Here is a 15,248-nt window from a genome sequence, read left to right as displayed (position 1 = left end):
ATTGGCCGCTTCATCGCCATCAACCTCTCCCGGCGCCCAGGATGAACTGGCATCGAAGGCACCCTGAACGATCCGTCGAACGAACGGAGTCACTGCACGGATTCCTGATGCCGTCCGTGGTCTATGCAACAGGCGCGTCGACGGTGCAGACGACCCCGGATGCCGGATAAGCGATATCCACCTGTCCGTTCAGATCATGCGCCAGAGTGCGCTCGATCAGACGCGATCCGAAGCCCCGCCGGCGGGGTGCCGACACGGGCGGCCCCCCGATCTCCCTCCATCGCAGGGTCAGCCGGGGCGGCGCAGATCCGTTGTGCAACTCCCACGACACCTCGATGAAGCCGCTCTTGTTGGACAAGGCTCCATACTTCACCGCGTTGGTCGCCAGCTCATGCAGCGCCATCGCCAGAGCCAGCGACATGCGGGGGGTGACCCGCACGGGAGGACCCTTGATGCGGAAGCGGCTCTCCCCCGAGACCTCATAGGGCTTGAGAGCGTTTGCGACCACTTCCACCAGGTCCGCGCCCTCCCAGCTTTCGCGGGTGAGAACATCGTGGGCTCGGGACAAGGCCAGCAGTCTCATCTCCAACGACTCGCCCGCGTCCGCCTTCGTGTCCGATGTGCGCAAGGTCTGGGCCGAGATCGACTGCACCGTGGCGAGCGTGTTTTTCACCCGGTGATTCAACTCATTGATGAGCACCCTCTGATGCTCGGCCGCGCGTCTTTCCTTGTTGAGAGCCTCTTTCAGCCGCTCCTCACCTTCGTGCAGCTCCTCCAGCCGGGCCCGCGCCTCGTATTGCCGAAGCCGTCCCCGCAGGGCGGAGTGAGCGACGCTCACCAGAGTTCCGGCATGGAATGGGCGTTCCAGAAAGATCACATTGCCAAGGATCGCGGAGAGCCGCGCCAGGGCTGGATTGCGCTCAACCCCGCCGCCGCGACGCGTGAGGAGCACGAAGGCGAAGTCGGACCAGGGAGGCTGGTCCGATAGCCAACGGGAAAGCTCCTTCAGATCGGCGGTGCGGAAAGCCTCGTCCGTGACGAGTGCGAAGCCCGCGCCCTGCGCAATCTCGCGCACCAGCACCGAAAGATCGGGGCAGATCTCGGAGGCAACCCCTACGCTGTTCAGGATGTCCGCCGCAACTGCCGCATCCCGCCCGTGTGGGGCCAGGATAAGCGCCCGCTCCGAATGCGAATGGAGACGGTCGCTCATCATCAGCGGTCTTCGAGCAACCGGGACCGGTCGCCCTCGGCCAAGACCGGAGTGCCGCGCAGAACGCCCTGGATGCCTTCCAGGGGCTCTCCGATGGCGATGCCCCTGCTGTCGACCCGGATTTCGCGGATGGTGTTCTCGTGCGCGCCGAACCGCTTCTTGATGATCGAGATCGCCCGTCGGACCTGGCCGAAGGCTTCGAAGTAGCGCAGCAGGATCACGGTGTCGGCCAGATAGGTGACATCGACGGGAGATTTCATGTCGCCGACGAGCCCATGCTGTGCGACCGTCAGGAAGGTCGAGGCACCCTGCCGGTTCAAGTACTGCAGCAGCTCGTGAATATGCAGGGTCAGAAACTGCTCCTCCGGCATCGCAGCCTGGTAGCCGTTCAGGCCGTCAATCACGACCGTCTTCACCCCGTTGCGATAGATCTTGTTGCGCACCCGGTCGGTAAATTCGCCGGGTGAGAGTTCGGCGGCGTCGACCTGCTCGATGAACAGGCGCCCACTTGCACATAACGCGTCCAGATCGATGCCCATCAACTTGGTCCGGTCGATCAGGAGACCGAGTTCCTCGTCGAAGATGAACAGGGCCGCTTTCTCGCCGCGTGAGGCCGCAGAGATGGCGAACTGTACTGTGAGCAGGGACTTGCCCGAGCCCGCAGGCCCCATGACCAGTGTGCTGGAGCCCTGCTCGATGCCACCCCCGAGGAGCGCATCGAGTTCGGCAATCCCGCTTGTGAGGACATTGCGGGTATAGCCTGTCCTGTGCTCGCCGGAGACCAGGCGCGGGAACACCTGGACGCCCCCTTGGGCGATGATGAAGTCGTGGAAACCGCCCCGGAACGACTGGCCGCGATACTTGACCACGCGCAGGCGGCGGCGCTCGGCTCCATAGACCGGTGCGAGACCTTCCAGGCGGATCACGCCATGGGCCAGGCTGTGAACGGTTTTGTCGTTCGTGTCCGTGGTCATGTCGTCGAGGAGGAGGACAGTTGCCCCCTGCCTCGCAAAATAGTGCTTCATCGCCAGGATCTGACGGCGGTAACGCAGGGAGCTTTGCGCCAGAAGACGGATTTCGGACAGGCTGTCGATCACGATGCGGACTGGCTTCGTACGCTCGATTGCGGCGAACACTGCCTTGGTGGTTTCGCCGAGCTCGAGATCGGACGAGTAGAGCAGGCTCTGCTGATGCTCCTCGTCCAGGAGGCTCTCCGGCGGCACGAGTTCGTAGATGTGAATGCCGTCTCCGATGTCCCAGCCATGAGACGCCGCGCCATCGCGCAACTCCGCCTCGGTCTCGGACATGGTGATGTACAGCCCGGTTTCTCCCGACTCGACCCCATTGAGCAGGAACTGGAGAGCGATGGTGGTCTTGCCAGTGCCGGGACTGCCCTCCAGAAGATAGACGCGCCCGGTGGACAGGCCTCCGACCAGGACATCGTCCAGCCCCTCGACCCCTGTCCGCGCTTTAGGAGATTGAGGCTTAGAGGTCATGATGAAGTCCAATCTCTTTCTGTAGAGCGGCCGGAAGCGTGTGGGTCGGGATCAGTCCAAGTACGCTGGTAAGCGCCTGCTGCGCATGCCAGAGGTCGTGCCGTAGCTGTCGGTCGAGCCAGAAGTGAGGTGTCGTTCCCGAGAGACGGGCAAGACGAGTGGCCATCTCGGGGCTGATCGCGGCTTTGCCGGCAAGTATGCGATGCAGCGTCTGACGCGCGATGCGAAGCTCGCGAGCGGCCTGGCTGACAGAGAGACCAAGGCCGGGCAGAATCCTGTCGCGCAAGATCCAGCCTGGATGAGGCGGCGGCGCCAGGAGGACGTCTCCGGAGCAGATCATGCACTTACCTTGGGTTAGGCTCACTGTAACGTTATGGGCGACAGGTCACCGAAAACAAGGGCTGCCGCCGATCTGAGCATGATCGATCTGCGCGGACAGCCGGATCCGCTGCAGAGGTCAAAGCATGATCTCGGAATTTCGCCACACGACGGGCAAGGAAAACCCCAAGCTGCGTCAAGATGAGAAGGTGCTACACTACCGGCGCGATGAGCGTCAGGCCGACAGCTGGTGCGTCTAGAAATGTAACATCGCAGCGCGCCACCCCAACCGCCCGATACCCGGCAAGCCACCTTGGCTTCGATAACCGAACGCATGGGCGCCATTCAGGGAGCGACCATCTCATGTCACTGCCTCACAACCACACCGTCAAGTTGCTGAGCACGGCCATTCTGGCAAGCTGTCTCGGGATCGGAGGGACGCTGACCAGCGCCCTTGCCCTTACCGAGCAGGAGGCCCAGGAGATCGCCGTCGAGGCCTATGTGTACTTCTATCCGATCGTCAGCCTCGACGTGACGCGCAAGCAATTCACCAACCTTGAACCTAGCAAGGTCATCGGGCGGGGTCCGATGAACATGTTCAACAACGTGCCGTCCTATCCGCCCGGCGACGACAAGGGCGTGGTTCGCTACAACTTCGACACGCTCTACTCGTCGGCCTTCCTCGACCTTTCCAAGGAGCCGATGGTGGTCTCGGTGCCGGATACCGGCGGCCGCTATTACCTCCTCCCGATGCTCGACATGTGGACGGACGTGTTCGCCTCGCCAGGCTGGCGCACCACCGGGACCCAGGCGGGCGAGTTCCTGATCGCACCGGCCACGTGGCGGCCCGATCTGCGCGAGCGCTTTGACGAGTTCCGGCTCCCGGCCGGCACGCAACGCATCGACGCCCCGACGCCGATCGTGTGGATCATCGGGAGAACCAAGACCGACGGCCCGGCCGACTACGATGCGGTTCACAAGATCCAGGCGGGGTTCAAGGTCACGCCCCTGTCCGAATGGGGAAAGACAGCGCGAGCGCCCGAGGTAAAGATCGACCCCAACATCGACATGAAGACGCCACCGAAGCAGCAGGTCGAGACCATGCCCGCCCTAAGATACTTCGCCTATGGGACGGACCTCCTGAAGCTTGCCGGGCCTCATCTGACCGACGAGCCGATCCTCGCCCGCATGAAGCGGATCGGCATAGAGGCGGGCAAGAGCCTCGACGTCGAGAAGCTCGATCCAGTGGTCAAGAAGGCGCTCGAAACCGCACCGGAGATCGCCCAGAGACTCATGGCATGGAAGGTGCCGACGCTGGCGCGGGTGACAAACGGCTGGGGGACGAATACGGACACGATGGGCGTCTATGGCAACTACTACCTCAAGCGGGCCATCGTCGCCCAGATGGGACTCGGCGCCAATCTGCCGGAAGATGCGATCTATCCTGTCAACCTTGCTGACGACACGGGCCGCCCGCTCGACGGCGCGAACAAATACACGCTCCATTTCGAGAAGGGCCAAGCTCCGCCCGCCGCAGCCTTCTGGTCGCTGACGCTCTATGACCAGGAGGGTTTCCAGGTTCCCAACAACCTCAACCGCTTCGCCTTGAGCAGCTGGATGCCGCTCAAGCATAACGGGGACGGCTCCCTGGATCTGTATCTTCAGAACGAAAGCCCTGGACAGGACAAGGAGTCCAACTGGCTGCCAGCGCCGAAGGGTCCTTTCAACGTGATGTTGCGGCTCTATGCTCCGCAATCAGCGGCCCTGACAGGCAAGTGGAACCCGCCGCCCGTGATGAAGCTCGAAACCACGTCGAGCATCACGGCTCAGTGAAGGGCGTCCCCAAGCGCCGGGGCAACCGTCCCGGCACTTTGAACGTCAGGAATGGGCGAGGAGTAGCCGAGCCAATGTACGATAGCCCGCTCACCGCCTCACGAGCAGACCGAGGCGTTTCATCCCTAAGGTTCCGCAACCGGGTCTCGGCCACTACGGCCTCACTCGCTGCTGCCGCGGGCGCCGTCAGATTCAACGCCAGCCAGCGGCGTTCGCGTGATAGCCCCGCTCCACCAGTTGGATGGAGATCGGTCCGGTCACCGAGGCGAGATCGATACCAGCATCGGCGAGTTGCTCGTTCGTCAGCTCGGCAACGATCCGGCGGGTCGTGCGGGCCTTCCACCATTGCCGGAACCGCCAGGCAATCCATGCGAAGGGGTTCTTGGCAGGAAACCAAACCTTTTGAGACAAGGCGGGAGCAACAAGCGGGCTCTGGATCATGGCGTCCTCCACTTCGTCTGGGCCGTTGCCGTGGCTGCGGGAATGAGTTGAACCCGGGCGCGTGAAGCGGCCGTTCGGGGGACGTTCCTGGACCAGTATGATCGGCGTTCGTCGGCGTGAATTCCCCGTGAATTCGCCGGAGGCTCGTGCTAACCTTGAGCGGAGCGCTGAACATGAGAGTCCATGGTGGTCCGCTTGTTCGGAGGGCTCCTTTTCGGGCCCGCAATTCCGCAGCAGGGCGAGTTTGCGCCTCGCAGGGTGGCGATGCTCTTTGCTGCCCTGGCGCTGGCGGGACCACGGGGAATGCGGCGCGAGCAGCTTTGCGCCCTGTTCTGGCAAGACCGGAAGGAGCCGCAGGCGCGCGGCAGCCTGCGCCAATGCCTCACCGCGTTGCGGCGGGCCCTGGCTGAACTGGGTGGCGACATCAAGCTGGACAGCGATGGCGCGCTTGCCAGGCTGGCAGGGCCGGCCGACGCGCTCGATCTCTGGCAATTCGACCATCTCACCCGTCAAAGCGATCCTGAGAGCCTGACGGCAGCGGCCGACCTCTATGCTGGAGACGTGCTTGCGGGCACGAGCGGACCGGAGCCTTTCGAGTACTGGGCGCAGCCCATCCAGAGGGCGTACCGGAAGGCTGCCCTTGACCTCGCTGAGCGGTTGAGCGAAGCGGCGGCTCCTGACAACTCCACGGCAGTCATTGCCTGCGAGCGCCTGGCGGACCGGCTGCTTGCGCAGGACTGCGCGGCCGAAGAAGCTCACAGGGCGCTGATACGCCTTCACATGCGGATCGGCCATCCCAACCGGGCTCGCCGCCAGTTCGAGCTCTGCCGTGAGGCACTGCGCCGCGAACTCGGCGTCTCGCCAGAGGCGGAAACCGCCGCGCTCCTGATCGGCGATCTGGTTCGCCCTCCGGATCCAGCGGTTTCCCAGCCTGCCTGCGAGACACCCACGCGGCGGACGTCCATTGCGGTCCTGCCGTTCCGGAATCTCAGCCCGGACCAGGCCGAGGACTATTTCGTCGATGGGATTGTCGAGGAGGTCATTGCCGCTCTGTCGCGTGTGCGGGGCCTGATGGTGATCGGCCGAAACTCCAGCTTCTCCTTCCGTGACGCCGGACTGGGCGCCAGACAGATCGCAGCGGATCTGGGGGTTCGCTATATCCTCGTCGGGAGCGTGAGGAGGGCCACTACGCGCGTACGGGTCACGGCTGAACTGATCGACGGATCGACCGGTGGCGACGTCTGGGCCGAGCGCTTCGAGGGTGACGTTTCGGACGTGTTCGCGCTCCAGGACAGCCTGAGCGAGGCGATCAGCGGGGCCATTCTTCCGAGCCTTCGCTCATCGGAGATCGAACGCGCCCGGCGCAAGCGCCCTGACAGCCTGGACGCCTATGATTGCGTCATGCGAGCCATGCCCGCGGTGTGGTCCAATACGCAGGAGGGTGCCCAGGAGGCCCTCGACCTGCTGGAACGAGCGCTTGCGATGGACCCGGGCTATGCCCTCGCCAGGGCCCTCGCGGCCTGGGTCCACATCCAGCATGTCATCTATCTGCGATCCGCCGATCCGCAAAAGGATCGCGAGAGGGCACTGGTGTTGGCCGAAGAAGCCGCCAAGCTGGACCGGGACGATCCGCTCGTGCTGACGACGCTGAGTGCCGCTCATACCCTGGCGGGAAATCTCGATCATGCCGCCACGCTGATCGAAGAGGCGCTCAGACGCGATCCCAACTCAGCCTGGGCATGGCAGCGAAGCGGTTGGATCCTCGCCTACAGGGCACTCTCGGATCCCGCCATCGACCACTTCGAGAGAGGGCTTCGGATCAGCCCGTTCGATCCGATCAACTTCAACTCCCACGTCGGGATCGGCACCGCGCACTTCGCGGCCGGGCGCTACGACCGCGCGGCGGCCTCCATCCGGAAGGGCCTGGATCTGCAGCCGGACGCGATGTGGGCCCATCGGATCCTGGCCCCTTCCCTTGCCCAAGCGGGACGGCTGGACGAGGCCAGGCAGTCGGCGGAGCTCCTTCTGAAGCGATATCCCCGGTTCACGATCGCGGCCCATGTCCGAAATCCGCTGTTCAAGACGCCTTTCCTGCCGTGGATCGTCGAAGGTCTGCAATTGGCTGGGCTGCCCATGGGCGAGCCATAAGCCAAGGTGCGAGACCCATAAGCCAAGGACCAGGTCCGCTGGACAATGCCTTGGCGATGGCGAAGGATTGGCCCGCCGGGGCCACCAGGTGTTCGCAAGCGGAGCGAGAGCTGCGACCGCGCATCGACGAAGTCCGGCATGAACCCGAAGACGACGCGCTGAAAAACGATCTACCCGGGCGTGATCTCCCGGGCAGCCCATTTGGCGAAGATGATGGTGCTGCACCAGATCACGCCGAGGAAAGCAGGCTACCAGTGCAGGCTTCCTGTTGGCGTCAGACCGCCCGCGTCACACCGCCATCGACGCGGATGTTCTGGCCGGTGATGTAGCCTGCCCCATCCGAGGCCAGGAACGCGATGGTCGCAGCAACCTCTTCGCTCGTGCCGTAGCGCTTCATCGGCACGCTGTCGCGGCGCTCCTCGGTGGCCGGCAGGCTGTCGATCCAGCCGGGCTGGACATTGTTCATGCGGACGTTGTCGGCCGCATACTGGTCGGCGAAAATCTTGGTGAAGGACGCCAAGCCGGCCCGGGCGACGGCCGAGGTCGGGAACATGGCACTCGGCTCGAACGCCCACGCCGTCGAGATGTTGATGATCGAGCCGGCCTTCTGCCGCACCATGATCGGCGTCACGAGGCGTGTCGGGCGCACCACGTTCATGAAGTAGACGTCGATGCCCTGATGCCATTGCTCGTCGGTGATCTCGAGAATGGGTGCACGCGGACCATGGCCCGCGCTGTTGACCAGCACGTCGATCCGCCCCCACTTGTCCATCGCTGCATCGACAAGCCGCTTCAGGTCGTCGGTGGACTGGTTCGATCCTGTTACCCCGATGCCGCCAAGTTCCTGGGCCAAAGCCTCGCCCTTGCCGGAGGAGGACAGAACCGCGACCTTGAACCCGTCCGCCGCCAACCTGCGGGCCGCGGCAGCGCCCATGCCACTGCCACCTGCGGTGACCAGCGCCACTTTTTCTACTGACATCCTTGTCTCCTTCTCCTGGTGGTACGGCAGAATATGCCGCGCATCCGGCGTATAGTAGGTGCAATACCAGGAACGAAATGTCAGCACGAACGAATTCTAATCTCATCGTCCAGTAGAAAATTTCACGCATGGCCGACACTATCCGGTGCCCTCCCCGACGGTCCGCGTGTCTTAGAGCTCGTGACGCGGCACCACCATGACGGATCACTCGTGCTGCAAAATGCGGCATTCCCTCAGCTTGAGACCACGAGCATGCCGCCCAGTGCCCACTTGGTCGGCCGCTCGTCTTGATTGGGTTGCGCATGACCGCCCAACCTGTCCTATCCCGGTGAATCTGTTATGATGCCGCGTCGTCACGACCGGGCCCTGAGTTGTTTGGCGGACGCTTGCCCAGTGCGTCATCGGCCCAATCACGAGACGGCGGCGCCGGTCCTGCCGGCAGGCTACGTGGCAAAGGATCATATCCCGATGACTTACATCACCACCAGAGACGGCACCCGAATCTTCTACAAGGACTGGGGTTCCAGAGACGCTCAGCCGATCGTGTTCCATCATGGCTGGCCATTGAGTGCCGATGATTGGGACAATCAGATGATGTTCTTCCTGGCGGAAGGATTTCGCGTGATCGCCCACGACCGCCGGGGCCATGGGCGGTCGGACCAGACCGACGGCGGCAACGAGATGGATACTTATGTAGCCGATGTCGCCGACTTGGTCATGGCGCTCGACCTCAGGAACGCGATCCATGTCGGCCACTCGACCGGTGGCGGCGAGGTCGCCCGTTATGTGGCGCGAGCGGAACCGGGGCGCGTGGCCAAGGCGGTGCTGGTCGACGCCGTACCTCCGGTGATGGTCAAGAAGGATTCGAATCCGGGCGGAACGCCGAAAGAGGTGTTCGACGGATATCGTGCCGCGCTCGCAGCCAACCGCGCCCAACTTTACCTCGATATTCCGAGCGGTCCTTTCTATGGCTTCAACCGGCCAGGCGCGAAGGTGTCGGAGGGACTGATCCGCAACTGGTGGCGGCAGGGCATGATGGGGAGCGTCAAGGCCGGATACGAGTGCATCAAGGCCTTCTCCGAAACCGACTTCACCGAGGATTTGAAGGCCATCGACGTGCCGGTGCTGGTAATACACAGCGAGGACGACCAGATCGTGCCTTATGCCGACGCCGGGCCGTTGACGGTCAAGCTCCTGAAGAACGGTAGGCTCAAGACCTACAAGGACCTGCCGCACGGCCTGTGCCAGACCCATCCCGAGATTGTGAATCCCGAGATCCTTGCCTTCATCCGCGGGGAGGACGTGAGGCCAGACCAGCAAGCGACCCCTGCCGCCTCGGTCATGGCGTAACTTAAGCCGTGGGTCCGGCCGCGCCTGGCCGGACCCGCAGACGTGTCCAAATGTCGACGAAGGGAGCCATCAGGGAGGGCCTGCCCTGTAGTCCGTTTCGGGGATCTCCCTGTCGAGCGCCCTTTTGACAAATTCTACGGAGTCGATTGCTGCCCCAAGTTGGGTGCGAAACTCTTCAATTGCTTCGTTCATTGGCGGCGGCAGGTCTCCCCACCAGTCAATCACGCGGCTCATCGCTTCCTCAGCGATTCGCAGCATGTCCTCGACCGCGACTTCACGATAGGTCCTTGCCATGGCGCTCGTCGCCTCAGTTCCCAAAGGGGGTCGTCAGTTCCATCTCGCTCGTGTCCACCACGAACACGGCGAGGAGCTTCGCCGGATGCGTCGCGCTGGCATTGGCGCTGACGCCGTGGCGGTCACCAGGCAGCTCGGAGAAGCTCTGTCCGGCCTCATAAACCATCACCGGACCGTCGTTGATCTGACTGCGGATCGCCCCCTCGAGAACCGTCGCATAGATGAAGGCCGATTTGGCATGCGTATGGCCAGAGGAGTAACCGCCGGGGCCATATTCGACGAGCACCCCCTTTATGCTCTTGCCGGGGATGTTCGGCAACTCATGCTGATACACGAGCGTCACCCTGGCGTCCTTTTCCTTCGGCGTGTCCGCGACGGTGCTGCCGAACGGCAGGGTGGCAACAAGCAGCGAACAGAAGAGGCATTTCATGGAGCCCTCCCTCGATTGCAGATTCGGGATCATGCTCTCGCCTGTGGACGACGGAGCCATTCGTCGAAACCGATGCGGCCGAGGCGTGCCTTGCCCAGCGGAACGAGCGAGTGCTCCTCGACCCGACCGCCGAAGTATCGGGCCTCGGGGTCGCGCACGACCTCACGCAGATCGCCGACCGCCTTCAGATAGCGGGCGACGATTTCGTCGAACGGTGCTCGCTCCGGGCCGGCAATCTCGATGATGCCGTTTCGCGGCGCCCCGAGCGCCACATCGGCAACGATGGCAGCGACGTCATCCGCCGCGATGGGCTGGAAGAGGCCCGGTGACAGCCTGACGATGTTTCCATTCGCACTTGAAGCGGCGATGCCGCCGAGGAATTCCAGGAACTGGGTGGAGCGAATGATGGTGTAGGGGATGCCGGAGGTCGCGATGAGCTTCTCCTGAGCGACCTTGGCGCGGAAATAGCCGTTGTCGGGCGTCCGATCGGTTCCGACGATGGACAACACGATATGGTGTCGGATGCCTGCCGCGGTCTCCGCCGCGACCAAGTTGCGGCCGGAAGTCTCGAAGAATTCCATCACGGCCTTGTCTTCAAACGACGGCGAATTGGCGAGGTCGATCACTACCTGCGCACCGGCCATGGCCACCTGAAGCCCCTCGCCCGTGATGCTGTTGATCCCGTTCTGTGGCGAGGCCGCGACGACCTCGTGGCCGCCTTGGCGCAGAATGGCAACGGTCTTCGAACCGATCAAACCGGTGCCGCCGATGACGACGATCTTCATGGTTTACCCTCCCCTATCGGCGGCGGCAGCCCCTCTGCGCTACCTTACAACCCGATGAAACGCAGAGCGGTGCGCTCTGCCGGAGGCGGCGCAACACGCCAGCAAAGCGCGTAGCAGCACGCGGAACCATGAGAGCGAACGCAGCGGATAGTCTCGTTTCCATCGGCGCCTCCCATGGGTGCACAACCACGCGGTACAGGGGCGACATCGACGAAGTGCCGATCTCAGGTGGCTCGCTGGGAGCCAAGGTTTGACGCAGAGACTTCGCCTTGTGAGAACAGAATACGCCTTTCCGCGACGGTGCGAAAGCGTCCGAAGACGTCCGGTGTTGTCTCCCAGAGCCGGCCTTCATCTTACGGCCGCCCAGTGCCACCTCCGGAACTTGTTCGCGGCGCTCCCAAACATGCGCCTGCCCATATTTGTCCCAGCGGGGCCGGAGGACGCTCTGTGCCGGTCCAGATGCCAGGAGAGATCTGGCCGACAGCCTGTGCCCCTCAGACATTGTCCGGTAGCCCAGTGCAAGTTGCGCATCAGGCTGCTGGAGCCTTTGCGGCGGAAACCAGGATCCTTGTAGGCCATGACATCGGCCAGGCCGGTGCCCCGGGTGGTCTCGGGACGGAGCTTGAGGCTGTTGTACCGGGCCGGCAGACAATCCTCCGCGAAGTGTGGCGGATGCGGATAAGTAGCCTCCGACATCCAGTCCCCGCGGTCCCGGACCGGCTGAAACGATCATCACAAGCCGAATGGGTCCGCCCAGGACAACAGGGGAAGAATATCAAGACTGGACTTGGTTCACGAGCGGACGACCCGCGGCAAAATCAGACACACTTGCGAGTGTCGTGTCTAGAATCGTTCCCAGAGCCTCGCGCGTGAAGAACGCCTGATGCCCTGTGACGATCACATTCGGGAAGGACACGAGGCGTTGAATCACGTCATCCGGAATGATCGTGCTCGACAGATCCCGGAAGAAGAGACCGGCCTCCTGTTCGTAAACATCGATCGCAATGCCCCCGAGTTGACCGGACTTGAGCGCGTCGATCGCCGCCTCGGTGTCGACAAGGCCACCGCGGCTCGTGTTGATCAGGAGCGCGCCTCTCTTCAGTCGCGCAAGCGTTTCCGCGTTGACGATGTGGTAGGTCTCCGGCGTCAACGGACAATGTAGGGAAATGACGTCCGCGCCCTCAATCCCCGAAGGATCCACGTATTGACCACCGAGTGCCTCGAATTCGGGCGAGCGGTGGACGTCGAATCCGATCACGTTGCAACCGAAACCGACCATGATCCGGGCAAAGATCCGACCGATCTTGCCGGTCCCAATCACGGCTACGGTACGGCTGACTAGATCGAACCCCATGAGTCCGTCGAGTGAGAAATTGCCCTCGCGGGTCCGGTTGTAGGCGCGCGGGATTTTCCGGTTGAGGGCAAGAAGCAGGCCGACAGCGAACTCGGCGACGGAATTCGGGGAGTAGTCGGTCACACGCACGACCTTAAGGCCAGATGCCTCTGCTGCCGGCACGTCGATCTGGTTGAAGCCCGTGGACCGCGTGGCAATGAGCTTCGTCCCGCCAGCGGCGAGCTTTTGCAGCACATGGCGGTCGACGATATCGTTAACGAAGACGCTGACCACTGGAAAACCCGCCGCCAGGGACACCGTCTCGGGTCCAAGCATCGTTTCGAAGTACACGAGTTCGTGCCCATAGCGGACATTCACCTCGTCAAGCAGTGCGCGCTCGTAACGTTGAGCACTGAATATCGCGACCCGCATTGAGCTGCTCCTCGACCAAGGCTCCGCACTTTCTCATAAGAACGAGGCCATCGGCGTTTGGCAGGGCAAAAAAGGCCAAACGCCGCGACGGAGTCCAGGCTAGGCCATTTGATCCCGGCCAACCTGGAATCGAGCCCTGGGCCATGGACGCACTCCACGTCAGCCGACGTTCGTTGCGTCGTCTCGCAACGGGTCAGCAAAGCACCAAATTCTGAGCCAATCCTGCCTCGCTCGTTTCCTTATACTTCGGGTTCATGTCCCGAGCGGTGTCGGCAAGGGTCATGATCGTCGTATCCAGATCGACCCGATGCCGGCTCGCAATCTCATTGGTTGCGATCATAAAGGCTGTCCAGGCCTTCACCGCGCCGAAGGCGCAGCGCTCGATGCAGGGCACCTGCACGTAACCTGCAACGGGGTCGCAAGTCATGCCGAGATGATGCTCAAGTGCCGATTCTGCCGCATTCTCGATCACCTGCGGCGAGCTGTCCATGGCCTCTGCGATCAAGGCAGCCGCCATTCCCGATGCCACGCCGATCTCGGCCTGGCAGCCACCCTCTGCCGCGGCGAGGGTCGCGTTGTGCTTGCACAGATAGCCAACGGCCGCTCCAGCGAGGAGGCCCTGACGGATCTTGTCCATCGGCACCTTCCGGCTGCTCTGCATGAGCGCGAAGACGACTGCCGGCATAACCCCGGCAGAACCACCCGTGGGTGCGGTAATGACCAGGTGACCGCGAGCATTCTCCTCGGAAGCCGCCAGTGCGCAGGCAGCCACCAGTCCGATTGCACGATCGCTTTCGTACTTCTCGTCCATGGCCCGCTCCCAGACGGTTGCAGCCTTGGAGTGAAGCCTGATCGGCCCAGGCAAAACGTCATCCTTGTAGGAGAGCCCAGTCTTCACCGTCGCGAGCATCGCTCCGGCGATCTTATCCAGAAAGGCGTTGATCTGCTCCTCGCTCCTGCCGGACACCGCCATCTCGTTTGCCATCATCACGTCGGCGATCGAGAGATTGTTGCTCTCCGCATGCTGGCGCAGCTCCTTCATGGTCGAATAAGGATATTTGGGTTCTCCCTTCTTGGGAGGTTCATAACCCTTCCACTCGATGAATCCGCCGCCGACGGAATAATACTCCTGCTCGTAGAGGACCTTGTCGCCCGCTACAAGCTTGCAGGTCATGGTGTTCGGATGCGGGAAATTGCCCTTTGGCGCATCGTAGATGATATCGGCCAGCGACAGATTGAACGTCTTTGCGCCAAGCTGCACTGGATATGTTTGATCCGGCTTGGCTATCATTTCGTCGAGGAACCGCGGATCCACCGTGGCCGGCTCCTTGCCCACCAGCCCCGCCAGCGCCGCGCGCTCGGTGCCGTGACCTTTGCCAGTGGCGCTCAGGCTTCCGAACAAGTGCACCTTGAGGCCGGTAGCCTGCGCCAGTTGGTCGGCGGGGAGCTGTGCGCAACGCTGGTAGAAATTGTACGTGATGCGCATGGGTCCGATCGTGTGCGAACTCGAGGGGCCCGGTCCCACTTTGTAGAACTCGTCTACCAGGGTCATGACCGGCCCTTTGGAGGATTTGACGACATCGAGGTCGGGGGACAGCTGGCTGCTCATCTTGAGGCCTAAGCCGCCCTGGTCTGCTCCTTTTGCTGCTTGCAGCGCGCCAGCCTCCGTAGCGGCCTGTTGGGCACGGGCTTCGGGCGTCCAGGTGGCTCCGGTCATCACCGCCGCTGCTCCGATGGCGGCATTGCGCATGAGGAACGCCCGGCGGTTGATACCTGACGGAAGATCGGACAGTTCGGGAAGGTCCGGGAATAGTCCATCATCCTTGCTTGAACTAGTCATGAGCGCATCCTCCAAATTCAGACGGAGCTTTTGTTGGCGTCGCAGTGCTCCGCTCGCGTTCCCAGCAGACAAAGGGGCTGGGCCTTGGAGGGCGAGTTCTCCCTTTTCTCCTGTGGCGTCACTCTAGCTCGGCCTGGGCCTCACGCTTGATCGAGGAGGACATTCTCTTAACACTTTGAGCCAGCGAATTTCGTGCTGTGCCCAAGGCTCCGAATTGACAGCTCTGGGAGGGCGCCCTGCTGGGCGCACTTTGCTTTTCCGGCCCGCATCAAGGTCGGAGCACCGTTCGGAACGGACAAGCGGTGACCTAAACTGTCAAGAGATTGTCCCCGTCGATCAAGCACGGGGTGCCGTACGAG

General features: G+C 62.7%; 13 protein-coding genes. 3 read left to right on the top strand and 10 right to left on the bottom strand.

From position 1 onward, the window contains the following. Positions 1–121 precede the first annotated feature (121 nt). The 3 genes from AC522E_RS07650 to AC522E_RS07640 are packed head-to-tail and all read right to left on the bottom strand — an operon-like array spanning position 122 to position 3,046. Positions 122–1,213, bottom strand: a complete 1,092-nt coding sequence (locus tag AC522E_RS07650; RefSeq protein WP_500749808.1) for a sensor histidine kinase — start codon at positions 1,211–1,213, stop codon at positions 122–124. Further along, entirely contained in the window at positions 1,213–2,706 is a 1,494-nt protein-coding gene (locus tag AC522E_RS07645; protein WP_500749807.1) for an ATPase domain-containing protein, read from the bottom strand. Before AC522E_RS07645 ends, AC522E_RS07650 begins: the two co-directional genes overlap by 1 nt. Then, positions 2,696–3,046, bottom strand: coding sequence for a HigA family addiction module antitoxin (locus AC522E_RS07640; RefSeq protein WP_500749806.1), 351 nt, complete (start codon positions 3,044–3,046; stop codon positions 2,696–2,698). The genes AC522E_RS07645 and AC522E_RS07640 overlap by 11 nt, the downstream gene beginning before the upstream one ends. A gap of 341 nt (positions 3,047–3,387) precedes the next feature. On the opposite strand from AC522E_RS07640, the gene AC522E_RS07635 reads away from it, so the two are divergent. After that, the gene (locus AC522E_RS07635; protein WP_500749805.1) at positions 3,388–4,857 is read left to right on the top strand and encodes a DUF1254 domain-containing protein; all 1,470 of its coding nucleotides are present in this window, start codon (positions 3,388–3,390) and stop codon (positions 4,855–4,857) included. Positions 4,858–5,049: 192 nt separating this feature from the next. Here the strand turns inward: AC522E_RS07635 and AC522E_RS07630 are convergent, their stop codons facing one another. Further along, complete coding sequence (locus tag AC522E_RS07630; RefSeq protein ID WP_500749804.1) at positions 5,050–5,298, bottom strand: DUF1127 domain-containing protein; 249 nt, start codon at positions 5,296–5,298, stop codon at positions 5,050–5,052. 183 nt (positions 5,299–5,481) lie between these two features. On the opposite strand from AC522E_RS07630, the gene AC522E_RS07625 reads away from it, so the two are divergent. After that, positions 5,482–7,446, top strand: coding sequence for a BTAD domain-containing putative transcriptional regulator (locus AC522E_RS07625; RefSeq protein ID WP_500749803.1), 1,965 nt, complete (start codon positions 5,482–5,484; stop codon positions 7,444–7,446). A gap of 274 nt (positions 7,447–7,720) precedes the next feature. Here the strand turns inward: AC522E_RS07625 and AC522E_RS07620 are convergent, their stop codons facing one another. Next, a complete protein-coding gene (locus tag AC522E_RS07620; RefSeq protein ID WP_500749802.1) occupies positions 7,721–8,425 on the bottom strand; it encodes an SDR family oxidoreductase in 705 nt (234 codons plus the stop codon). 468 nt (positions 8,426–8,893) lie between these two features. Here AC522E_RS07620 and AC522E_RS07615 point away from each other — a divergent pair, with 468 nt between their 5' ends. After that, the gene (locus AC522E_RS07615; RefSeq protein ID WP_500750610.1) at positions 8,894–9,775 is read left to right on the top strand and encodes an alpha/beta fold hydrolase; all 882 of its coding nucleotides are present in this window, start codon (positions 8,894–8,896) and stop codon (positions 9,773–9,775) included. Positions 9,776–9,844: 69 nt separating this feature from the next. On the opposite strand, the gene AC522E_RS07610 is transcribed toward AC522E_RS07615, so the two are convergent. From AC522E_RS07610 to AC522E_RS07590, 5 genes are all read right to left on the bottom strand, one after another. After that, positions 9,845–10,069, bottom strand: coding sequence for a hypothetical protein (locus AC522E_RS07610; protein WP_500749801.1), 225 nt, complete (start codon positions 10,067–10,069; stop codon positions 9,845–9,847). Positions 10,070–10,082: 13 nt separating this feature from the next. Beyond that, entirely contained in the window at positions 10,083–10,499 is a 417-nt protein-coding gene (locus tag AC522E_RS07605) for a cupin domain-containing protein (RefSeq protein ID WP_500749800.1), read from the bottom strand. A gap of 29 nt (positions 10,500–10,528) precedes the next feature. Further along, positions 10,529–11,284 carry an SDR family oxidoreductase gene (locus AC522E_RS07600; RefSeq protein WP_500749799.1) on the bottom strand — a complete coding sequence of 252 codons (756 nt, stop codon included), beginning with the start codon at positions 11,282–11,284 and terminating at the stop codon, positions 10,529–10,531. A gap of 775 nt (positions 11,285–12,059) precedes the next feature. After that, positions 12,060–13,049, bottom strand: coding sequence for a 2-hydroxyacid dehydrogenase (locus tag AC522E_RS07595; RefSeq protein ID WP_500749798.1), 990 nt, complete (start codon positions 13,047–13,049; stop codon positions 12,060–12,062). A 193-nt stretch (positions 13,050–13,242) separates the two neighbouring features. After that, positions 13,243–14,904, bottom strand: coding sequence for an L-serine ammonia-lyase (locus tag AC522E_RS07590; RefSeq protein ID WP_500749797.1), 1,662 nt, complete (start codon positions 14,902–14,904; stop codon positions 13,243–13,245). Positions 14,905–15,248 lie beyond the last annotated feature (344 nt).

The sequence above is a fragment of the Microvirga sp. BF8 genome (assembly GCF_059888585.1).
The sequence above is the reverse complement of the archived record's forward strand: the minus strand, read 5'-3'. Positions and strand labels throughout refer to the sequence as shown.